The following is a 21,666-nucleotide window of genomic DNA, read 5'->3' as shown; positions in this document are numbered from 1 at the left end:
TTTAGTCTCCACGCATGGATTCTTCGATGGCTACCCCGGCTCCCTCGCAAACCTTCGACATCGCCATCGGCGGCATGACCTGCGCGTCGTGCGTCGCGCGCGTCGAGAAAGCGCTCGATCGGGTGCCCGGCGTGCTCAGTGCCAGCGTCAATCTCGCGACGGAGTCGGCGAGGGTGGTCGCATCGTCGTTGCCCTCGGGAGTCGGCGAGTTCGATGCATTGTTGCGGCGAGCGGTGCGTTCGGCCGGCTACGAGCCGCGCTCGGCGAAAGCGGCCGCTGCGCTGTCCGACGCGGCGGCGGCATCGCCCTGGCAAGGCTTCGCGCCGATCGCGCTGGGCATGTTGTTGTCGGCGCCGTTGCTGGCACCCATGCTGTTCATGCCTTTCGGCATCGACCTCATGCTGCCGGCGTGGGCGCAACTGTTGCTGGCTGCGCCGGTGCAGTTCTATCTGGGCGCTCGCTTCTATCGCGCAGGCTGGCATGCGGTGCTCGCGCGCTCCGGCAACATGGACTTGCTGGTCGCACTCGGCACCAGTGCGGCCTTCGGGCTGTCGCTGTGGTTGTGGTGGCGCGGCGTGCCGCATCTGTACTTCGAGGCATCGGCCGTGGTCATCACGCTGGTGCTGCTCGGCAAGTGGTTGGAGGCGCGTGCCAAGCGGCAGGCGACGTCTGCCATTCGTGCGCTGCAGCAGTTGCGGCCCGAGGTAGCGCATCTGCTCGGCGAGCCCGGTACGCGCGGCGGCCGGATTGTCGAGAACGACGTACCGCTCGCAGAGGTCATGAAGGGCGATCGCCTTGCGGTACGTTCCGGTGAGCGCGTTCCGGCCGATGCACGCGTGCTCGAAGGCGAGTCGGAGGTAGACGAAGCGATGCTTACCGGCGAGCCTCTGCCAGTGCCCAAGCGGCCCGGAGATTCGCTGACCGGCGGCTCGATCAACGGCGATGGTCGGCTGGTGATCGAAGTGCGCGCCGTCGGTGCCGAGAGCGTGCTGGCGCGAATCATCCGGCTGGTCGAAGACGCGCAGGCGGCCAAGGCGCCGATTCAGCGACTGGTGGATCGGATCGCCGCGGTCTTCGTGCCGGTGGTGTTGCTCATCGCGCTGGCAACGCTCGCAGGCTGGATGCTGCATGGAAGTGGCGTGGAGATCGCGATGATCCATGCGGTCGCGGTGCTGGTGATCGCCTGCCCGTGCGCTCTTGGCCTGGCGACGCCCGTGGCGGTGATGGCCGGCACCGGCATGGCGGCGAAGCGGGGCATCCTGGTGAAGGATGCGAGCGCGCTCGAGATGGCGCGCCGTGTCGACACGGTGGCGTTCGACAAGACCGGCACGTTGACGTTGGGGCGGCCCGCGCTGACTGCGCTGGTGTCGCTCGAAGCGGACAAGGGCGCATCCACTGCAGACGGCATTGCACAAGACGAAGCAACATGGCTGGCCCTCGCTGGGGGCCTGCAAGGCGGCAACGCGCATCCGCTTGCGCGCGCCGTGACCGATGCCGCTTCGCGGCGCGGCATCACGGCGTACGCGCTCGACGGGCTCAGGTCATTGCCAGGTCGCGGTGTGCGCGGCGACATCGCCGGTCAGAGTTGGGCCCTTGCCAGCCTGCGCTGGTGTGCGGAGCTCGGTGTGGCGGTCGATGCGACCGCGCTCGAGCGGTTGCACGCACACGGCGCCACTGTGTCTGCTTTGCTGCGCTTCGATGCCAGCGACGCGGCCCATGCCGTCGCGTTGCTGGCCTTCACCGACGAGCCCAAGCCGCATGCTGCCGAGGCCATCGCCACCCTGCATGGGCGGGGCCTGCGCGTGGTCATGATCTCCGGTGACAACCCCGGTTCTGCGCACGCTATGGCGGCGCGCCTCGGCATCGCGGTCGATGATGTCTTCGCCGACGTATTGCCCGCCGACAAGGCCGCGCAAGTCACCGCGCTGAAGCAAGGCGGCCATGTCGTCGCGATGGTCGGCGACGGCGTCAACGATGCGCCGGCGCTTGCCGCCGCGGATGTCGGCATTGCGATGGCAAACCCCGACGGCGGCACCGACGTCGCCATGGAGGCGGCCGGCATCACGCTGATGCGCGGTGATCTCGCCTTGGTGGCCGAGGCGCTCGACGTGTCGGCGCGCACCGTGGCCAAGATCCGGCAGAACCTGTTCTGGGCCTTCGCCTACAACGTGGCCGGCATCCCGCTCGCTGCCTTCGGCTTGCTGAGTCCGGTGGTGGCGGGGGCGGCGATGGCGGCTTCGAGCCTGAGCGTGATGGCGAATGCGCTGTTGCTCAAGCGCGAAGGTCGTCGCAGCGGTCGATAGCGCGCAGGTCGATTTCAGCGCACCGGCTGCAACTGCATCCGCACGCGGCGCGCCGCTTCTTCAGCTTTCGCGTCGTCGACTTCGCGCAGCACGTTGCCGACATCGACCGGGCCGGTCTGGCGCGCGAAGCGTCCGGTGAGCGGCGTCTCAACCTGTAGGGCGCCGCTTTCGTACAGGGACCAGATCTCGTCGCCGAAATTCGTCTTCAGCAACTCCGGCGCGAACTGCCCGAAGAAATTGCGCAGATTGGCGACGTCGCGCAGCAGCATGCGGTTGGCGTGGTTGTTGCCGGCCGCGTCGATCGCCTGCGGCAAGTCGATGATGACCGGGCCGTCGGCTGCCAGCAACACGTTGAACTCCGACAAGTCGCCGTGGACGACACCGGCGCACAGCATGCGCACGACTTCCTTCACGAGCGTCGCATGGTGTCCGCGCGCTTCGTCAGCAGTGAACACGCAGTCGTTGAGGCGCGGCGCGGCGTCGCCGTCGGCGTCGGTCACCAACTCCATCAGCAGCACGCCTTCGGCGAAGTTGTAGGGCGTGGGCACGCGCACGCCGGCCGCGGCCAGGCGGTAGAGCGCGTCGACCTCGGCGCTTTGCCAGGCGGCTTCGGTGGCTTGCCGGCCGAACTTGGTGCCCTTGGCCATGGCGCGGGCCTGCCGCGAGTTCTTGACCTTGCGGTTCTCGGTGTAGTCGACGGCTTGGCGAAAGCTCCGGTTCGTCGCTTCCTTGTAGATCTTCGCGCAGCGCGTCTCGTCGCCACTGCGTACGACGTAGACCATCGCCTCTTTGCCGCTCATCAACTGGCGCACGACCGTGTCGATGAGTCCTTCGTCGACCAAAACCTGAAGTCTGGGAGGTGCTTTCATCCGGCGTATTCTGCTCTGTACGCCAGCTCGGTTTCCCTTCTGGTTTCTTCTCAATCCTTCAACGGAGTCCTTTCATGCGACACAACCCTCTGGGCCGAACCGGCCTCTTCGTTTCAGAACTTTGCCTCGGCACCATGACCTTCGGTGGCAGCGACGGCATCTGGGGAAAGATCGGCGACCTGCAGCAGAGCGATGCCGAGCGGCTGGTCGGCCAGGCGATCGACGGCGGTATTAATTTCATCGACACGGCCGACGTGTACGCGGGCGGACTGTCGGAACAGATTACCGGTCAGGCGCTGAAGAACCTGAAGGTCCCGCGCGAAAACATCGTGGTCGCGACCAAGGTGTTCAGCGACGTGGGCAAGGGCCCCAATGCGCGTGGTGCGTCGCGTGGTCACATCATGGACGGCGTCAAGGCGAGCCTGAAGCGGATGCAGCTGGAGTACATCGACCTGTATCAAATTCATGGCTTCGATCCGGCTACGCCGATCGAGGAAACGGTGCGCGCGCTCGACCAGCTGGTGCGCCACGGCCATGTGCGCTATGTCGGCGTGTCGAATTGGGCCGCGTGGCAAATCGTCAAGGCGCTCGGCATCTCCGAGCGGCTCGGGCTGGCGCGCTTCGAGTCGCTGCAGGCGTACTACACAGTCGCCGGCCGCGATCTCGAACGCGAGATCGTGCCGATGCTGAAGAGCGAAGGCGTCGGCCTGATGGTGTGGAGCCCGCTGGCCGGCGGTCTGCTCAGCGGCAAGTTCGGCCGAGAGCAAAAAGGCGAAGCCGGCAGCCGCCGCGTCGAGTTCGACTTTCCGCCGGTGAACAAGGAGCGTGCCTGGGATTGCGTCGATGCGATGCGGCCGATCGCTGAAGCAAGAGGTGTGTCGGTGGCGCAGATCGCGCTGTCGTGGCTGCTGCATCAACCGCAAGTGACCAGCGTGATCCTCGGCGCCAAGCGACCCGATCAGCTGACCGACAACATGGCTGCAACGAAGGTGTCGTTGAGCGAGGACGAGCTGAAGAAGATCGGCGATGCCAGCGCACTGGCGCCAGAGTATCCGGGGTGGATGTTCGAGCGGCAGGGGGAATTGCGGCGCGGGCAGATGGCGGAGCGGGCTGCGCCACGGTAAGCGTGAGTTGGCGCTCTTCGCGTCAAGCCTTCGTTAGCAGCACGACCGATATGGTCAGCAACACCGTTTGCACCACCCAAGCCCGTCGCAAACCGACGGTTGCACCAAGCACTGCGCCGGTCACCCACAACCCCGCCGCCACGCAGCCGAGGAGCGCGGCATCCACACCGAACGACAGCTCGTCTGCCTGCCACAGGAAGGCAAGTATCGCGGCGACCCACAGCATGAAGTGCGCGGCGCCGGTCCACTGCTGAACACGCGAAAGCGAAGGATCGAAGCGACGCACTGCATCGAGCGCGAACGGTGCTTCGGGAAAGCGCGTCGCCACATCGGGCGGTCGCCACCCCGGCGCCTTGAACCACACGCGCAGCTTGTCGCGCCAGCGCCGTGCATGCCAGGCATCGCGCAGCAAAGGTACATACGGCCCGAACACCGCGCGCATGGGACTCCAGCTGTCCAGCGGCTTGCGCGTGCCGTACACGCAGGGCGTGCGTTCTTCGGCGAAGGTGCCGAACATCCGGTCCCACAGAACCAGCATGCCGCCGTAGTTGCGGTCGATGTATTCGTCGTTGACGGCATGGTGCACGCGATGATTCGAGGGCGACGAGAACACGCGATCGAACCAGCCGAGCTTGCCGATGTGCTCGGTATGAATCCAGAACTGGTAGACCAGCACGATGAGCCCCGCCACGCCGAACTGCTCGGGTGGCACGCCGAGCAAGGCCATTGGCAGGTAGAACGGCCAGCCCAATAGCGCGACCGTGCTCTCTTGCCGCAACGCGGTCGACAGGTTGAAGTCCTGGCTCTGGTGATGCACCGAGTGCGCGGCCCAGAACACGGCCGACTCGTGCCCCGCACGGTGCAGCCAATAGTCGCAAAAGTCGAACAGCACGACGGCCAGCACCCAGCCGATGGCGCTGTCCCAGAAAGTTTCGCCGGGCGGATGGATCCACCGCGTCGCCAGCGGAAACACCATCGCGTAGAGGCCGATTTGAAAGAGCTGCGTGCAGACCGCAGCGGCCTGGCTCAACAAGCCCTGGCTCAGGCTGCTGATGCCGTCGTTGAGCCGCCAGGTGTTGCGCTGCTTTCGCCAACCCCATGCGAACTCGAGCGCCATGAGCAACGCGAATACCGGCACCACCAACACCACCAGACGATGCACGAGATGCTTCGCTCAGTCGGTGAGGCTGGCGCGACTCGCGACCAGTACGGCGTTGGTACCGCCGAACGCGAACGAGTTCGAAATGGCGTGCCGCAGCCGCGGTGCCGCGCGCGCGGTGCCGCGCACGAAGTCGAGCGCGAACGCCGCGTCGGGCGTCTGCAGATTGGCCGTCGGCGGCACGCTGCGACGCTCCAGTGCGCGCAGCGTGGCAACCAGCTCGACGGCACCGCCACCGCCCAGCAGATGGCCGTGAATCGCCTTGGTCGCGCTGACCGGCACGGCATCGCCGAACACCTCGTTCACCGAGATTGCCTCTGCCGCATCGCCGGCGCCGGTCGCGGTGCCATGCGCGTTGATGTAGCCGATGTCGGTCGCATCGAGGCCGGCATCGCGCAACGCTGCGCGCATGGCACGCACCTGGCCGCCCGCATCGGGGTTGGTCATGTGCACGCTGTCGCAGTTGGTGGCGTAGCCGCTCAGGAAGGTGGTGGGCTTCATGCCGCGCGCCAAGGCGTGCGCTTCCGATTCGATCACCAGCGCAGCAGCGCCTTCGCCGAGCGCGAAGCCGACGCGGTCGGCCGAGAACGGACGGCATGCCGTCGACGGGTCGTCCGCCGGTGGCTGCGCGGTGACGCGCATCGAATGCCACCCAGCCATCGTGCCGGACGTGAGCATGGCCTCGTGGCCGCCGACGATCGCGATATCGATCCAGCCGCCTCTTATCGCGCGCATCGCTTCGCCGATAGCGACAGCCGATGAGGCGCATGCGCATGCATAGCTCAACGCTGCACCACGCGCACCGAACAGCAGGCCGAGCTCGGCCGCGGCGGCGTTTGGCATCGTGGTCAGCACGGCGGTCGGGCGGATGCGTCGCTTGTGGCGATACAGCGCGATCGCCGTTTCGTCGAAGCTCGCCGAGCCGGCCATGCCGCTGCCCCAATACACGCCGAGGCGCTCGCCGTCGGGTGGCGTTTCGGCCAGGCCCGCCATGATGAATGCATCGCGTGCCGCAGCGATGGCCATGGCGGTGCCGCGGTCGAGCGGCAAGCGCGATGTGCTGCGTTCGGAGTCGTCGAAGTCGCACGATGCGACGGCGAGCTGCATCGCGTCGAGCCCTTCGATTTCAAGCGTGAGAGCGCGCACCGCAGAGCGACCCGCGAACAGCGCGTCGTCGAATTGCGCCAACGTATGGCCGAGCGGCGTGACGAGCCCGATGCCGCTCACGCCGATGCGTGCGCCCTGGCCCTTGCTCATGCGCGTACCGAGCTCAGCACCGGCTTCTGCGCGTTCGCAAGCGATGCCACGGCGGGCGCTGCGGGCGCGGGCAGATCGTCGATGACTTCGCACAGCCGTTGCAACGTGATGCCGGCCTCGCGGGGGTCGAGGCGCTCTTCCGGAATGCGCAGGTGAAACGCATCTTCGACAGCGAAGACGAACTCCATCAACGCCAGCGAGTCGAGGCCGAGGTCGGTCAACGTCGTCGTCGGTTGAACGGCTGCAGCCTCGACCTTGAAGTCGCTCCGCAAAATGCCGGCGATGGTGTTGAATGTGGGCGATGTCGCGGACGTCGTCGAGGTTGTCGTTGCGGTCATGTGGATCTCCTGTGTGCCGATGGTGAGAGTCCGTGCGTCAGCCAGCACTGTACGCGATGGTCGAAGCGAACTCGAGGGCGTGCCGGACTACTTGATGGCGGTCGTTGTCGATGGTGATCATGTGATAGCTGTCACCCAGCACCACGGCACGAAAAGAAGCCGAGCGCAGTCCGCGCGCAAGCAGATCGAGGTTGCTCACGCTGGCCACTTCGTCTTGCCGCGCATGCAGCGCGAGCACGTGATCGCAGACCACGCGGCCAAGCTGGCTGCGCACGTGGCGCATCAGGCGATGGTGTTCGCGCATGTGTGCGATTCCGATCACCGAAGAACCTGCACTGGAAATGCGACGCGTGCGCAGTTCGCGCTCGATCCATGCGCGCACGCGCTCGTTCTTGACGCCATAAGGAGCGCGCTCACGGTACTTCCAGAAACGGCCGAGCGGCGTGTACAGCGCCAACGGCAGCAAGAACTGCCAGCGCGGAACGGCCCAGCCGTCGAAGCGCAAAGTGGTCGACATCAGCAGCAGTGCATCGACGCGGCGCTCGCAGCGGATGGCTGCGGCCAGCGCGAGCGATGCGCCGGCTGAAATACCGACCAGCATCACGCGCTCGTGCGATGCGCGCAGTGCGTCGATGCGACGTTCGATCGAATCTATCCACTGCTCGAACGGAGCTGCTTGCTGCTTCTCGACGCTTGGATTGAAAGAGTAGCCATCGATCGACATCGGGTGCACCGAGTAACCCACGCTGCGCAGCGCGCTTTGCACGCCCTGCAATTCATCGGGCGTGCTGCACAAGCCGTGCAGTAGCACGACCGCTGTGCGACTGGCCGTTGAATGATCTAAGCCGTGGTCGTGTCCAATGACAAATGCGGGCCGCGCGCTCAACGGTGGACCCCTGGCCTTTTGCTGATAACCCACTCCCTGAAAATCACCTGCTGTCGTATGCTCATGCCCCGTTTATCGCGCCGAGCGGCTGACGTGCCGCTGACCCTCTGATTGCGTATAAACACGTACTTTAGACCACCGTTTTCTCCAGCTAAAACCGATGCGAATACTCCTTGTCGAAGACGACGCCGTACTGCGCGAAGTGATGCTGCGCAGCCTCGCGGATGCGGGGCATCGCGTCGATGTCGCATCGAATGTCGATGACGCCGATCACCTGTGGCGGGTGCAGCCGTTCGATGCGGTGCTGCTCGATCTCAACTTGCCGGTGACCGGTGCGATGGGCAGTGCGACTGGCAGCGGCCTTACCGCGTTGCGCCATGCGCGGGCTCGTGGTGACCGCACGCCGGTGCTGGTACTCACCGCACGCGACCGCACCGAAGAGCGCATCGCCGGTCTCGATGCAGGCGCCGACGACTACCTCGGCAAGCCCTTCGATCTGGCCGAAGTCGAAGCGCGCTTGCGGGCCTTGGTGCGACGCGCCAAGGGCACCGAAGACATGGTCACGCTCGGCCAGCTCAAGCTCGATCGCAAGGCACGGCGCTTTGCGATGGGCAGCACGCCGCTCGACTTGCCGGCGCGCGAGTTCGAGGTGCTGTGGGAACTCATGAGCCCGCCGGGTCATGCGGTAAGCAAGCGCTCCTTGTCGGACAAGCTCTCGACCTTCGATGAGGCGCTCGGCGACAACGCGCTCGAAGCCTTCATCTCGCGCCTGCGCAAGAAGCTGCTGGGCAGCGGTGCAAGCATCCGTACGTTGCGAGGCATCGGTTACCTGCTGGAAGCCGAGCAGTGAACGCGCCCTCGCTGACGCAGCGTGTGCTGCGCAGCGTGCTGCTGCCCTTGGGCCTGACATGGCTCATCGGCACGGCGGTGGCGATCTTCATCGCCAACGTATTGACCGAGCAGGCCTTCGATCACGCGATGCTCGACGATGCGTATTCGGTGTCGACCAACGTGCAGGTGAGCGATGGCGGCATCGAGCTTTTGCTGTCGCCGCGCGAAGTGACCACGGTGCTTTTCGATCAGGTCGAAACCGTGTACTTCGCGGTGCTGCGGCCCGATGGTTCGCTGCTGGCAGGCAACGCCGGGCTGGAAGCGCCGGCGCCTGGCGAAAACGCGCAGCTGCGCTTTTCGGACATCGTTTTTCAGGGCAATGCGTTGCGTGCCGTGGTGCTCAGGCATGACTCGCCCAATGCCTATCAAGTGATCATCGCGCAGACCACGCGCGCCCGTGCCACGCTGGTTGCGCGCCTGCTCAGCTATGCGCTCACACCGCAACTCATCCTGCTCGCGTTGTTGGCGCTGTGGATCTGGCGGCGTATCCGAAACGACCTGCGGCCGTTGGGAGAGCTGCAACGCGCACTCGACCGCCGCGATGCGCGCGACCTCGCGCCGGTGCCGGTGGCGCAGACGTCGCGCGAGTTGCAAAGGCTCGGCAATACCGTCAACTCGCTGTTCGAACGGCTCGGTTCAAGCGTTCGGGCGCAGCGGGAATTTGCCGGCAACGTGGCGCACGAGTTGCGGACGCCGCTGGCCGGCATTCGTGCGCTGGCCGAGTACGGACTCGCTCAGCCAAACCCCGTGGTGTGGCGTGAGCAACTGGAACGCATTGCGGCGAGCCAGGCACGCGCGAGCCGCCTCGTCGATCAGCTGCTCGGCCTCGCATTGGCCGATGAGGCGCACGCCGGATTGCAACGAGAGCCGGTTCGGCTCGATCGCCTCGCTGAAGAAGCTGTCATGCGGCACCTGACGCGCGCCGATGCGAGGGGCGTCGATCTCGGTGCGATCGGGCTTGAGAAGCCTGTCACGGTGGATGCCAATGCCGCATTGATCGAAGGCATCCTGGACAACCTCATCGACAACGCGATGCGCTATGGCGGGCGCACGATCACGATCGAACTCTCAGGCAGCACGCTCAGTGTGGTGGACGATGGCGCCGGAATTCCGGCTGATGCGCAACGTGAACTGGTGCAGCGCGGGTCGCAAGGTGCGGCGGGGCAGAAGCTGGGCCAGGGTGCCGGACTCGGACTGTCGATCGTGGCGCGCTACGCCAAGCTGCTCGGCGCCGAGCTCACGCTGGAAAACGACGCGGCCACCGGTGGCTTGCGCGTCAACGTCGCGTTCGTTGGCGCCTGAGACGCGCCCACTTTCAAGGCGCGAGTTCGGCTTCGCCCAGGCTGCCGGGAGTTATGCGAGAGCCGGATAGTCGGTGTAGCCCTTGGTGCCGCCGCCGTACAACGTGGCCTTGTCGAGCTCGTTCCATGGCGCGCTTTCGCGGATGCGGCGCACCAGGTCGGGGTTGGCGATGAAGGGTCTTCCGAAGGCCACGAGATCGTCGCCTTCCTTGACCGCGATCTCGGCCATCGGCTTGTCGTAGCCGTTGTTCACCATCCAAGCGCCCTTGCCGCCGGCCTGGCGGTAAGCAGCCTTGAGCGCTTCGTAGTCGAACGGCCTGTCGTCCAGTTCACGCGGGCCGCCGGTGGCGCCTTCGATGATGTGGATGTAGGCCAGGCCGAGCGTCGCCAGGTGCTTCACGACGTAGGTGAAGAGCGGTTGTGGATCGGCGTCTTCGACGCCGTTGGCTGGCGTCACCGGCGAAAGGCGGATGCCGGTCTTGCCGCCGCCGACGGCATCGACTACGGCGCGCGTGACTTCGAGCGTGAAGCGGGCGCGGTTCTCGATGCTGCCGCCGTAGTCGTCGGTGCGCTGGTTGCTGTTGGTCTTCAGAAACTGGTCGAGCAGGTAGCCGTTGGCGCCGTGAATTTCGACACCGTCGAAGCCGGCCGTTTCAACTGCGTTGCGTGCTGCAGTGGCAAAGGAGTGAACGATGCCGGGGATCTCTCCAGCGTCGAGCGCGCGGGGTTCCGAGGTGTCGACGAAGCCTGCGACGCCGTCCTTGATGAGCACGGTCTTGGTCTTGGCGGTGATGGCCGAAGGTGCGACGGGTTTGCCGCCTTCGGGTTGCAAGTCGATGTGCGACACGCGGCCCACGTGCCAGAGTTGCACGACGATCTTGCCGCCGTCGGCATGCACCGCGTCGGTCACCTTCTTCCATGCGTCGAGCTGCTCGGTGCCGTAGAGGCCCGGTACGTCGGAGTAGCCCTGGCCTTGCTGGCTGATCGCGGTTGCTTCGGTGATGAGCAGTCCGGCGCTGGCACGCTGCGCGTAATAGGTCGAGGCGATGTCGGGCGGAACGGCGTTGGGCGAGCGATTGCGCGTCAGCGGCGCCATCACGATGCGGTTGGCGAGGTGCAGGTCGCCGGCTTGTACGGGGTCGAAAAGTGTGTGCATCGGGATCAGGTCTAAGTTGGACAAAAGGGGAAGAGGGCAGCAAGGTTAGCGCCGCGCGCGCAAACGTGCTGTGACAGGGTTGTCGTGCGGCGTCGGTCGGGTGTCGCAAAATGATCCGCCGACCGCCACGAGCCCATGACTTTTTTGTCCAAGCCACCCGACACGCCAGCCCTGGCCGCGCTGTCATCGGCGGCGTCGCGCTCTGTTCGTAGCCCGCTTCGAATGGCCTTTGCGTTGTCGATGGGTGCAGCGGTGTCGCTCGGCATCACGCGCTTCGCATACGGCCTGCTGTTGCCACCGATGCGCGCCGATCTGGGTTGGAGCTATGCGCTGGCCGGCGGCATGAACACCGCCAATGCCTTTGGCTACCTGATGGGCGCGCTGGTGATGCCGGCCTTGATGCGGCGCGTCGGCCCCACGCGCTTGCTGGTGTGGGGCGCTGTGCTGGCGAGCATCTTCATGGCCGCGAGCGGCTTCGTCGAAGCGGCGCCTGCCCTGTTGTTGCAACGCTGGCTCGCCGGCGTGGCCAGCGCATGGGTCTTCGTGGCGGGTGGGCTGCTGGCTGCGCGGCTCGGTGCCGAGCACCCGACGCGCGCCGGTTTGTTGCTGGGCATCTATTACGGCGGGACTGGCTTCGGCATCTTGCTGTCGGCGTTGCTGGTGCCGCCGGTGCTGCATGCGGCGGCGGGCGTGCCGCACGGTTGGGCCTGGGCGTGGTGGATGCTGGCGGCGGTCAGTGCCGTGGCGACGATGGTGTTGGCTGTGACGGTGCGTGCGCTGGACCGCAATACAGCACGCTGAACGACCGTGCCCGCGAACACGGCGGATGTGCGAGCCGGTCCGCGGCCCGTGCCGGTGCGCCGCTTCGGCTGGGCACTCGGTGGCTACACCTTCTTCGGCGCAGGCTACATCGGCTACATGACCTTCGTCATCGCGCTGCTGCGCGAGCAGGGCGCCAGCGCCGGCGGCGTCACGTTGTTTTATTCGTTGCTCGGCGTGGCATGCGTCACGTCGTCGCGTCTCTGGGCTGGCCTGCTCGATCGCTATCGGGATGGTCGACCGCAGGCATTGCTGAACACCTTGCTGGGCATAGCGACCTTGCTGCCGGTGCTGAGCACGTCGTGGCCTGTGGCGTTGGCGTCCGGTGTGCTTTTCGGCGCGGTGTTTCTGTCTGTGGTGGCATCGACCACGGCATTGGTCCGGCACAACCTGCCGCAAGCGCAGTGGGCCACCGGCATCAGCGCATTCACGATCGCTTTCGCGCTGGGGCAGATCGTCGGACCGACGGTGGCCGGCTGGATTTCCGATGGTTCGGGTGGCCTGGCGCGCGGGCTCGTCATGTCGGCGATCACCTTGTGGATCGGCGCTGCGTTGGCGTCGAGGCAGAAGCCTTTGGCAATGCCGACATGACCACGGTCGATGGCATGGCGCCCTATGGTCAAGAACCTCGGCCGCTTCGACAAGGGCGAGGTCGAGGCGATCCGGCAGACAGTGCAGCGCATGCGAGACGAGCCGGACGCGCTCCAGTCATTGCGCTACTTCAGCGCGGCTTCAGCCTTCAAGGCTTCCTGAACAGCCGGCCGCGCACCGACGCGCGCATGCCAAGCCATGACCGTCGGGTACGGCGACAGGTCGATGCCCAGCGGCTTGGCCCAGTTGGTGATGGTGAACAGGTAGCCGTCGGCCACGTTGAAGTGCTCACCCATCAGGTACTCCTTGCCTGCGAGCTCGCTCTCCAGCCATGTGTAGCGCGACGCGAGCCGTGCCTTGACCACGGCTTTGTACTCGTCCGGCGTGGCCGGATTGAAGAGCGGGCTGAAGCCCTTGTGCATCTCCGTGCCGATGAAGTTCAGCCACTCTTGCAGGCGGTAGCGCGGCATCGTGCCCGCAGCGGGCGCAAGGTTTTTCAGCGGCACCAAGTCGGCGATGTATTGCAGGATGGCCGGGCCCTCGCGCAGGCGCGTGCCATTGTCGAGTTCGAGCATAGGCACGTAGCCGAGCGGATTGATGCCGTAGTAGTCGGTGCCGTCTTGCAGCTTGTGGCTCTTGGTGCTGGCGAGCACGGGCTCGAACGCGAGGCCGGCTTCATGCAGGGCGATGTGCGGCGACAGCGAGCAGGCGCCGGGAGAGAAATACAGCTTCATGGAAGGCTCCGTTGCTTTCATTTGTGTCGACAAGACGGCGGATGCTAGCGGGTCCATGGACTTCGGGTGCGAGTGCGGAGGATCTAGCGGTTGTCCGCGTGTTTATCCTACGGTCCCTCGCGTGCGCCGACTATTCGCTGCCGCTCGCGCCAGCATTTAATCTCTGTTTCCCTGCGGGCGGTGGCCTGCTGCAAAGGAGTTTCCATGTTGAAGTACGCGATTGTTTTTGCCGTGATTTCGCTTATCGCGGGTGCTCTCGGCTTCGGTGGTGTAGCTGCTGGCGCGGCCGGCATTGCAAAGGTGCTGTTCGGCTTGTTCCTGATCCTCGCGGTTGTGTTCCTGGTGCTTGCCGCACTGGGTGTGGGCGCTGTCCGAAAAGCGCTCGACTAGTTTTTCATTCGTGCACCCTCCCACCTGTTGCTGAACGGAGAGGCCGCGGGCTTTGGCACGCAGGCTCCTTGCAGAGAGCATCTGGTCATCAAGCCTCAGGTGCAGATGCGGTCGTGCCGCGACGAGGGGAGCGGCATCGCTTTATCCGTTTTGGAGCTGTGCGGGGCTCGTCGAAGATCAGCTACGAGGCGACGGTGCAGCGGGCCTATGTCATTGCTGTCGCAGACTGACCTGCCGGTGCTACCAATAGGATAGCGTTTGAGGCAGATGGCATCAGGCTTTTCCGATGCCTTGATTCGAGAGGCCTATAGGCAAAGGATGGTGCGAATGTCCGAGGCGGCGATTAAAATCGATGCCCCACTTTGCTGCAGCGCGTCAAAGTCGCGCCTCATTCATGCTGTACCCCGAAGAATTCGATGTGATCGTCGTCGGTGGCGGTCACGCCGGCACTGAAGCCGCGCTGGCGTCGGCGCGCATGGGCGCGCGCACGTTGCTCCTGTCGCACAACATCGAAACCTTGGGCCAGATGAGTTGCAACCCGTCGATCGGCGGGATTGGCAAGGGCCACCTGGTTAAAGAGGTCGATGCGCTGGGCGGTGCGATGGCGCTGGCGACCGACGAATCAGGCATTCAATTTCGTATTCTTAATTCCAGCAAGGGCCCCGCCGTGCGAGCTACGCGGGCGCAGGCCGATCGGGTTTTGTACAAAGCCGCGATTCGGCATCGGCTCGAAAACCAACCCAACCTCTGGCTTTTTCAACAGGCCGTCGAAGACCTGATCATCGAAGGTGACCGCGTGGTGGGCGCTGTCACGCAAGTGGGCATTGGCTTCCGCGCACGGGCGGTGGTGCTGACAGCCGGAACCTTTCTCGACGGCCGCATTCATGTCGGCCTCGACAACTACCAGGCTGGACGCGCCGGTGACCCGCCCGCGATCAGCCTGTCGGCGCGTCTGAAGGAGCTCAAGCTGCCGCAGGGCCGCTTGAAGACCGGCACGCCGCCTCGACTCGACGGTAGAACGATTGATTTTTCGAAATGCACCGCGCAGCCCGGCGATGGCATGGAAGGCGGCACTGGTCCAATGCCGGTGTTCAGTTTCATGGGGCGCGCCGAAATGCATCCGGCGCAAATGGCCTGCTGGATCACGCACACCAACGCGCGCACCCACGACATCATCCGATCCGGATTCGATCGCAGTCCAATGTTCACCGGCAAGATCGACGGCATAGGTCCGCGTTATTGCCCGAGTGTCGAAGACAAGATCAATCGCTTTGCAGACAAGGAAAGCCACCAGATCTTTCTGGAGCCCGAAGGCCTGACGACGAACGAGTACTACCCGAACGGAATCTCGACGAGCTTGCCTTTCGACATCCAGTATCAGCTGGTGCGCTCGATGGTCGGTTTGGAAAACGCGCACATTCTCCGACCTGGCTACGCCATCGAATATGACTACTTCGATCCACGCGAGCTCAAGAGTAATTTTGAGACACGGGCGGTGCGGGGGTTGTTCTTTGCGGGGCAAATTAACGGCACTACGGGCTACGAAGAGGCGGCCGCGCAGGGTCTTTTTGCGGGCGTGAATGCCGCGCTGCAATGCCGGGGCGACGACGCATGGCTGCCGCGTCGTGACGAGGCCTACCTTGGCGTGCTTGTCGACGACTTGATCACAAAGGGCGTGACCGAGCCCTACCGTATGTTCACCAGCCGAGCGGAGTTCAGGCTCCAACTTCGCGAGGACAACGCCGACATGCGTCTGACGGAGGCTGGTCGCAAGCTCGGATTGGTCGACGATGCGCGATGGGATGCGTTCAGCCGAAAACGTGATGTTGTTTCACGTGAAACAGAACGGTTGAAATCGATCTGGATCAATCCGCGAAATCTTCCGTCGGCCGAGTCGCAGCGCGTCCTCGGCAAGGCAATCGATCACGAATACAACTTGGCTGATTTGCTTCGACGTCCGGATGTCAGCTATGCCTCATTGATGTCGCTTGATGGTGGCAAGTACGTTGCGAATTTGCCTTTGGGTGAGACCGAAATAGAGCAGATTGAAATCGCCGCTAAATACTCGGGCTACATCGAACGTCAGCACGATGAAGTCGAGCGCGCGTCCCACTTCGAGAATCTGAAGTTGCCGGACGCGTTCGATTACACCCAAGTGCCGGCGCTGAGCTTTGAGGTTAGGCAGAAATTGACGAAGCATCGGCCGGAGACTCTTGGGCTGGCCTCGCGCATTTCAGGCGTGACCCCGGCAGCGATTTCGTTGCTGCTGGTGCATCTGCGTAAGGGCGGACATCGCGCCTTTGCAGCGGATGCGTCGGGGCTTGGGGTCAGGCTGCCAGAGCCGCACGCTGCCGAATGACCGCTGTGCTCACGGAGGCTGCGCTGCGAAGCGGCGCGGAGGCATTGAATGTTGAACTGACGGATGCCCAATCGGCGCAGTTGGGAAACTACGGCGCGCTCCTGATGAAGTGGAGCAAGGTCTACAACCTGACGGCGGTGCGCGACCCGGGCGGCATTTTGACGCACCACTTGCTTGACAGCATGGCTGTCGTTCCCGCCCTTCGTCGCGAGTTGAGAAAAAGAGGGTGGGAGAAGGTCCGTCTTCTGGATGTGGGATCGGGCGCCGGCCTGCCAGGTGCGGTTATCGCGATCCTTTGTCCGAATGTCGATGTGACTTGTCTCGATGCCGTTGCCAAGAAGATCGCATTCGTTCAGCAAGTTGCGGCTGAACTCAAGTTGCCCAATCTCACAGGTCTGCATGCCCGCATCGAGGCCATGACAGATCCTTACGAAGTCGTCAGTTCACGCGCATTTGCCTCACTTGGAGACTTTGTCGGTGGCTCAGCAAACGCCCTGCGGCCCGATGGGATATGGCTTGCGATGAAGGGTCGAACGCCGGATGAAGAGATTAAAAATCTGCCTGCCGGGACGGAAGTGTTTCACGTGGAACAACTGGTTGTTCCCGGCCTGGACGCCGAGCGTTGCATCGTCTGGCTTCGGAAGGACTAGACAAATCTTGATCGCGGCGTTTACCGTGACGTCCAAGACAGAAGGGCGCGTCCGTGTCGATCACCTGCTTTTCCACCACATACCCGAGGCCCGGAAGCACACGCTGTAACTGGTCGGCGTCGCGTGCGATATGTCGGAAGCGGGCGAACGCGTCGTCAGCTGAGCGAAGTTTTGCGCCGGAGCGCTGGCGGCGGGCCGGCAGCCCGCCATTGGGGAATGCCGACGCCATGCGTACACTCGGGGTTTTCCTACAGCCCCCAATTCCATGTTCGGCATCGCTGACTACGGTGCGTTTGTCGCCGCCATCATTCTGTTTTTGCTGATCCCCGGCCCGGGCAATCTGGCATTGATCACGTCGACGGGCAAGGGCGGAATTCGAGGTGGCTTGGCTGCCACGCTGGGTGTGATCGCTGGTGACCAGGTATTGATGTGGGCCGCTGTCGCTGGCGTCGCTGCTTTGCTCTCCGCATATCCGATGGCCTTTCATGCCGTCCAATGGCTGGGCGCTGCTTATCTCGCGTGGCTCGGCTTAAAGATGTTGCTTGCCAAGCCCGGCGCCGCACCGATTCTCAACATCCGACCGCGGCACTTTTTTCGACAGGCCATGGCGATCACGCTGTTGAACCCCAAAGCCATCGTCTTCTACATGGCGTTCTTCCCGCTGTTTGTCGATCCGGCGCAGCACCAGGGGCTCACGACCTTCGGCGTGATGGCTGCGACGATCGCCACGTTGACGCTCGCTTATGGACTTGCCGCCACCTTGTTGACTTACTTTCTTGCCGAAAGGCTCCGTGCCAATCCGCGCGTGTCGTCGACGCTTGAAAAAGTGGCGGGCGCTTTTCTGATCGGCTTCGGCGTCAAGCTGGCGCTGTCCCGCTAGCCGACCGAACAAGCACATGGCTAAAATTTTCTGCATTGCCAATCAAAAGGGCGGCGTCGGCAAGACGACCACCACTGTCAACTTGGCGGCAGGCCTGGCCAAAGTCGGTCAGCGCGTGCTCATGATCGACCTCGATCCCCAGGGCAACGCGACCATGGGGTCCGGCATCGACAAGCGGCAGCTCGAACTCTCGGTGTACGACGTGCTGCTTGAGGCGGCGACTGTGGCCGAAGCTCGCGTCAAAGCCGAAAAGCTGGAGGCGGCGGGTTGCGGATATGACATCCTGGGCGCCAATCGCGAACTGGCCGGCGCAGAGGTGGAGATGGTCGCGCTCGACCGCCGGGAAAAGCGCCTGCGTACCGCGCTGGCTTCCGTCGGCGCCGAGTACGACTTCATCCTGATCGATTGCCCTCCCTCCCTCAGCCTGCTCACGCTCAACGGCCTGTGTGCGGCCCACGGCGTCATCGTGCCGATGCAATGTGAGTACTTCGCGCTCGAAGGTCTGACCGACTTGGTCAACACCATCAAGCAGGTACACGCCAACCTCAACAAGAACTTGCAGATCATCGGCTTGCTGCGAGTGATGTTCGATCCGCGCATCACGCTGCAGCAGCAGGTGAGTGATCAACTGAAGGCGCACTTCGGCGACAAGGTTTTCGACACGGTGATCCCGCGCAACGTGCGCCTCGCCGAGGCACCGAGCTATGGGCTGCCTGGCGTGGTGTTCGACCCGTCAGCCAAGGGCAGCGTGGCCTTCGTCGCCTTCGCTAAAGAGCTCGTTGAAAAGATGCCGCCGGCCAGCGCATTGCAATCTCCGTCGGCACCCCCCGATGACGGGCTCGTCGTTGGCGTGAGTACAGCCAGCGCCGCGGGTGTGGCAGACAAGGCCTCCGGCGTGCAACCAGAAGTGCAGAACCACAATGGCGGCTAGTCCTGCGGACGGTACGGTCCTGCTGCTGCCGGGTTGGCAGAACAGCGACTCTGGTCATTGGCAAAGCCGCTGGGAAACGCTCTACGGCGACCGCCGCGTCGAGCAACACGAGTGGATGCATCCGCGCCGCGGCGACTGGTCCGCGCGCCTTGAAGAAGAAGTGCTGGCCGCGCCGAGCCGGGTGATCCTCGTTGCACACAGCCTCGGCTGCATCCTCGTCGCCGCCTGGGCCGCGCACTCACGCAACACGCAGAAGGTGCGTGCGGCACTGCTCGTTGCGCCGGGCGACGTCGAGCGCGATGACCTGAGGCAAATGATCCCTGGCTGGGCGCCGATCGTTCGGCAGACCTTGCCTTTCAAGGCTCTGATGATCGCTGCCGACAACGATCCGTATTGCGCCATAGACCGCTCACGAGACATGGCCGCCGACTGGGGAGTCCGCTTTGTCGATTCAGTGGACGCTGGCATCGCCGGTAAAGGCGGACATCTCAACAGCGAATCTGGATTGGGTGATTGGCCCCAAGGGCGCGCCCTGCTCAACGAAATTTCGAAAGAAGAATAGCGACCATGGTCACCAAAAAACTCAAAGGCCTTGGCCGCGGACTCGAAGCCTTGCTCGGTCCGACCGCATCTTCAGCCAGCGATAGCCTCGACGGAAACGGCATTGCGCACAACCCGACCGTGCTAAGGCTCGATCAAATGGTGCCCGGCGTCTACCAGCCACGCACGCGCATGGACGAGGGCGCGCTGTACGAATTGGCCGAGAGCATCAAGGTTCAAGGCATCATGCAGCCGATCCTCGTACGTCGGCTAGACGCCGAATCGGCAGACGCGAAGAACGCAGAATTCGAAATCATCGCGGGTGAACGTCGCTACCGCGCAGCCAAACTGGCTGGTCTCGACAGCGTGCCGGTGCTGGTGCGCGACGTGCCCAACGAAGCGGCGGCGGCGATGTCGCTCATCGAGAACATTCAGCGTGAAGACCTCAACCCGCTGGAAGAGGCTCAAGGCCTGCAAAGGCTGGTGGCTGAGTTTGGGCTCACTCACGAAGCTGCGGCGCAGGCTGTAGGCCGTTCAAGAAGTGCGGCGAGCAACTTGCTGCGCTTGCTTAATCTGGCCGAGCCGGCGCAGGCCATGCTGATGGCGGGCGACATCGACATGGGTCACGCGCGGGCTTTGCTGTCGCTCGATCGTGGCACGCAGATCACCGCTGCCAACCAGATCGCCGCAAAGAAGATGTCGGTTAGGGAAGCTGAAGCCCTGGTCAAAAAGCTGGCGGCCGAGTTCAGCCTGTCGCCTTCGCCGCGCCACGGCAGCGCAGCGGGCGAGAAGTCTCGCGACTTGCAGCGCGTCGAAGAAGAGCTGGCCGACCTGCTCACAGCCGAAGTCGAAGTCCGGCTCAAGAAACGCACCAAGCGCGGCGGGCAAGTGGAGCAGAGCGGTGAGCTTGCGATCCACTTCGGCACGCTCGAGGCGCTGAATGGGCTGATCGATCGCCTACGTCGAATGGCATAGGAAAGGAAGCCAGCGCGCTGCTGACCCGCATCGACAACCGCTCCGGCAAGGAGAAGATAAGCGAGCGAAACCTAGCGGAAGATTTTTCCTGGATTCATGATGTTCTTCGGGTCCAGCGCCCGCTTGATCGTCCGCATCATGTCCACCGCTCCCGCGCCCGCCTCGGTCACGAGAAAGTCCATCTTGTGCAGCCCGATGCCGTGCTCGCCGGTGCAGGTGCCTTCCAGTTCGATCGCGCGCATCACCAGCGCATGGTTCAGCGCCTCGGCCTTGGTGCGCTCTTCGGCATCGTTGGGGTCGATCAGATAGCCGAAGTGGAAGTTGCCATCGCCGACGTGACCGACCAGAAAGTAGGGGATGCCGCTGGCGTCGACCTCGGCCACCGACTCGAGCAGGCAGTCGGCCAGCCGGGAGATCGGCACGCAGGTATCGGTCGAAATCGCCCGACAGCCTGGCCGCGACTGAATCGCCGCGAAGTAGCTGTTGTGACGCGCCGCCCACAGCCGCGTGCGTTCTTCCGGCGTGCTTGCCCATTCAAAGGCATTGCCGCCGTGGCCGCTGGCGAGCTCCTGCACCGTCTCCGCCTGTTCTTTTACGCTGGCCGGGGACCCATGAAATTCCATCAGCAGCAACGGCTCTTCGCGCAGCGTGAGCTTCGAGTACGCGTTGACCATGCGCACCGTGTTCACGTCGATCAGTTCGACCCGTGCGATCGGAACGCCCAGCTGGATGATCTCGATGGTCGTGCGCACAGCCGCCTCGATGCTCGGAAACGAGCAGATCGCCGCCGACACCGCCTCGGGCAACGGATAGATGCGTAGCGTGATTTCGGTGATGACGCCGAGCGTGCCTTCGCTGCCGACCATCAGGCGGGTGAGGTCGTAGCCTGCAGATGATTTCTTTGCGCGCGTGCCGGTACGAATGACCTCGCCACCGGCCGTGACCACTTCGAGCGCCAGCACGTTCTCGCGCATCGTGCCGTAGCGGACCGCGTTGGTGCCGCTGGCGCGGGTGGCGGTCATGCCGCCGATCGATGCGTCGGCGCCCGGGTCGATGGGAAAGAAAAGGCCGGTGCTCTTGATCTCTTCGTTGAGCGCCTTGCGCGTGACGCCCGGCTGCACCGTCACCGTCAGGTCGTCAGCGTTGATCGAGAGCACCTTGTTCATGCGCGACACGTCGATGCTGATGCCACCCTGCACGGCGAGCAGATGGCCTTCGAGCGACGAGCCGACGCCGAACGGAATGACCGGCACGCTGTATTCGCTCGCGAGCGTGACTGCGTCGGCGACGTCCTGCGTCGATTCGGCGAACACCACTGCCGACGGCGGTGGCGCCTCGAACGACGACTCGTCGCGCCCATGTTGCGTTCGCACGGCGAGCGCCGTGGAACAGTTGGTGCCGAAGCGCGCCTTCAACGCGTCGATCAATGCGTCGGGTGTGTTGCGCAACGCCAATTCAGGCGTCAGATGGGCGAGGGCGGTGGGTGCGTTCATGGATGTCTCCGGAGGCGGTC

20 protein-coding genes and 1 pseudogene are annotated in these 21,666 nt (G+C 64.2%); 13 read left to right on the top strand and 8 right to left on the bottom strand.

What is annotated here, in order from left to right:
• The first annotated feature begins 14 nt into the window (after positions 1 to 14).
• Positions 15 to 2,303, top strand: coding sequence for a heavy metal translocating P-type ATPase (locus RCH10_RS00690; RefSeq protein WP_409050861.1), 2,289 nt, complete (start codon positions 15 to 17; stop codon positions 2,301 to 2,303).
• Positions 2,304 to 2,317: 14 nt separating this feature from the next.
• Here RCH10_RS00690 and RCH10_RS00685 read toward each other — a convergent pair whose 3' ends face one another.
• A complete protein-coding gene (locus tag RCH10_RS00685; RefSeq protein WP_187053774.1) occupies positions 2,318 to 3,172 on the bottom strand; it encodes a PA4780 family RIO1-like protein kinase in 855 nt (284 codons plus the stop codon).
• A gap of 74 nt (positions 3,173 to 3,246) precedes the next feature.
• On the opposite strand from RCH10_RS00685, the gene RCH10_RS00680 reads away from it, so the two are divergent.
• Positions 3,247 to 4,296 carry an aldo/keto reductase gene (locus tag RCH10_RS00680; RefSeq protein WP_187053775.1) on the top strand — a complete coding sequence of 350 codons (1,050 nt, stop codon included), beginning with the start codon at positions 3,247 to 3,249 and terminating at the stop codon, positions 4,294 to 4,296.
• Between the two features lie 22 nt (positions 4,297 to 4,318).
• On the opposite strand, the gene RCH10_RS00675 is transcribed toward RCH10_RS00680, so the two are convergent.
• The 4 genes from RCH10_RS00675 to RCH10_RS00660 are packed head-to-tail and all read right to left on the bottom strand — an operon-like array spanning position 4,319 to position 7,936.
• The gene (locus tag RCH10_RS00675) at positions 4,319 to 5,458 is read right to left on the bottom strand and encodes a sterol desaturase family protein (RefSeq protein ID WP_409050860.1); all 1,140 of its coding nucleotides are present in this window, start codon (positions 5,456 to 5,458) and stop codon (positions 4,319 to 4,321) included.
• A gap of 12 nt (positions 5,459 to 5,470) precedes the next feature.
• Entirely contained in the window at positions 5,471 to 6,712 is a 1,242-nt protein-coding gene (locus RCH10_RS00670; protein ID WP_409050859.1) for a beta-ketoacyl-[acyl-carrier-protein] synthase family protein, read from the bottom strand.
• Positions 6,709 to 7,050, bottom strand: coding sequence for a phosphopantetheine-binding protein (locus RCH10_RS00665; RefSeq protein WP_323499718.1), 342 nt, complete (start codon positions 7,048 to 7,050; stop codon positions 6,709 to 6,711). Before RCH10_RS00665 ends, RCH10_RS00670 begins: the two co-directional genes overlap by 4 nt.
• Positions 7,051 to 7,087: 37 nt before the next feature.
• Positions 7,088 to 7,936 carry an alpha/beta hydrolase gene (locus RCH10_RS00660; protein ID WP_409050858.1) on the bottom strand — a complete coding sequence of 283 codons (849 nt, stop codon included), beginning with the start codon at positions 7,934 to 7,936 and terminating at the stop codon, positions 7,088 to 7,090.
• A gap of 160 nt (positions 7,937 to 8,096) precedes the next feature.
• Here RCH10_RS00660 and RCH10_RS00655 point away from each other — a divergent pair, with 160 nt between their 5' ends.
• Positions 8,097 to 8,786, top strand: a complete 690-nt coding sequence (locus tag RCH10_RS00655; RefSeq protein WP_323496804.1) for a response regulator transcription factor — start codon at positions 8,097 to 8,099, stop codon at positions 8,784 to 8,786.
• Entirely contained in the window at positions 8,783 to 10,129 is a 1,347-nt protein-coding gene (locus RCH10_RS00650; RefSeq protein ID WP_409050857.1) for a sensor histidine kinase, read from the top strand. The genes RCH10_RS00655 and RCH10_RS00650 overlap by 4 nt, the downstream gene beginning before the upstream one ends.
• A gap of 51 nt (positions 10,130 to 10,180) precedes the next feature.
• Here the strand turns inward: RCH10_RS00650 and RCH10_RS00645 are convergent, their stop codons facing one another.
• Positions 10,181 to 11,284: an alkene reductase gene (locus RCH10_RS00645; RefSeq protein ID WP_187053780.1), complete on the bottom strand. Its 1,104-nt coding sequence runs from the start codon at positions 11,282 to 11,284 to the stop codon at positions 10,181 to 10,183.
• Positions 11,285 to 11,506: 222 nt separating this feature from the next.
• Here RCH10_RS00645 and RCH10_RS00640 point away from each other — a divergent pair.
• Together RCH10_RS00640 and RCH10_RS00635 are read left to right on the top strand one after the other, a co-directional pair.
• Positions 11,507 to 12,694 (top strand): annotated as a pseudogene (locus tag RCH10_RS00640) (YbfB/YjiJ family MFS transporter).
• Positions 12,695 to 12,703: 9 nt separating this feature from the next.
• On the top strand, positions 12,704 to 12,856 hold the full coding sequence (locus RCH10_RS00635) for a hypothetical protein (RefSeq protein WP_409050856.1): 153 nt from the start codon (positions 12,704 to 12,706) through the stop codon (positions 12,854 to 12,856).
• On the opposite strand, the gene gstA is transcribed toward RCH10_RS00635, so the two are convergent.
• Entirely contained in the window at positions 12,820 to 13,428 is a 609-nt protein-coding gene (gstA, locus tag RCH10_RS00630; RefSeq protein ID WP_409050855.1) for a glutathione transferase GstA, read from the bottom strand. The genes RCH10_RS00635 and gstA overlap by 37 nt on opposite strands.
• 204 nt (positions 13,429 to 13,632) lie before the next feature.
• On the opposite strand from gstA, the gene RCH10_RS00625 reads away from it, so the two are divergent.
• From RCH10_RS00625 to RCH10_RS00595, 7 genes are all read left to right on the top strand, one after another.
• Entirely contained in the window at positions 13,633 to 13,818 is a 186-nt protein-coding gene (locus tag RCH10_RS00625; RefSeq protein ID WP_187053783.1) for a DUF1328 family protein, read from the top strand.
• Positions 13,819 to 14,212: 394 nt separating this feature from the next.
• Positions 14,213 to 16,177, top strand: a complete 1,965-nt coding sequence (gene mnmG, locus RCH10_RS00620) for a tRNA uridine-5-carboxymethylaminomethyl(34) synthesis enzyme MnmG (protein ID WP_409050854.1) — start codon at positions 14,213 to 14,215, stop codon at positions 16,175 to 16,177.
• A complete protein-coding gene (gene rsmG / locus RCH10_RS00615; protein ID WP_409050853.1) occupies positions 16,174 to 16,827 on the top strand; it encodes a 16S rRNA (guanine(527)-N(7))-methyltransferase RsmG in 654 nt (217 codons plus the stop codon). Before mnmG ends, rsmG begins: the two co-directional genes overlap by 4 nt.
• A gap of 265 nt (positions 16,828 to 17,092) precedes the next feature.
• Positions 17,093 to 17,707, top strand: a complete 615-nt coding sequence (locus RCH10_RS00610) for a LysE family transporter (protein ID WP_409050852.1) — start codon at positions 17,093 to 17,095, stop codon at positions 17,705 to 17,707.
• Positions 17,708 to 17,723: 16 nt separating this feature from the next.
• A complete protein-coding gene (locus RCH10_RS00605; protein WP_409050851.1) occupies positions 17,724 to 18,638 on the top strand; it encodes a ParA family protein in 915 nt (304 codons plus the stop codon).
• On the top strand, positions 18,628 to 19,200 hold the full coding sequence (locus tag RCH10_RS00600) for an RBBP9/YdeN family alpha/beta hydrolase (RefSeq protein ID WP_409050850.1): 573 nt from the start codon (positions 18,628 to 18,630) through the stop codon (positions 19,198 to 19,200). Before RCH10_RS00605 ends, RCH10_RS00600 begins: the two co-directional genes overlap by 11 nt.
• Before the next feature lie 5 nt (positions 19,201 to 19,205).
• On the top strand, positions 19,206 to 20,153 hold the full coding sequence (locus RCH10_RS00595) for a ParB/RepB/Spo0J family partition protein (RefSeq protein ID WP_323496813.1): 948 nt from the start codon (positions 19,206 to 19,208) through the stop codon (positions 20,151 to 20,153).
• Between the two features lie 71 nt (positions 20,154 to 20,224).
• On the opposite strand, the gene RCH10_RS00590 is transcribed toward RCH10_RS00595, so the two are convergent.
• Positions 20,225 to 21,646 carry an FAD-linked oxidase C-terminal domain-containing protein gene (locus RCH10_RS00590; protein WP_323496814.1) on the bottom strand — a complete coding sequence of 474 codons (1,422 nt, stop codon included), beginning with the start codon at positions 21,644 to 21,646 and terminating at the stop codon, positions 20,225 to 20,227.
• Positions 21,647 to 21,666: the final 20 nt, after the last annotated feature.

This window comes from Variovorax sp. GrIS 2.14 (genome assembly GCF_046115955.1).
Taxonomy (GTDB): domain Bacteria; phylum Pseudomonadota; class Gammaproteobacteria; order Burkholderiales; family Burkholderiaceae_C; genus Variovorax.
Note: the sequence above shows the minus strand (reverse complement) of the source record. Positions and strands in the feature narration are given on the sequence as shown.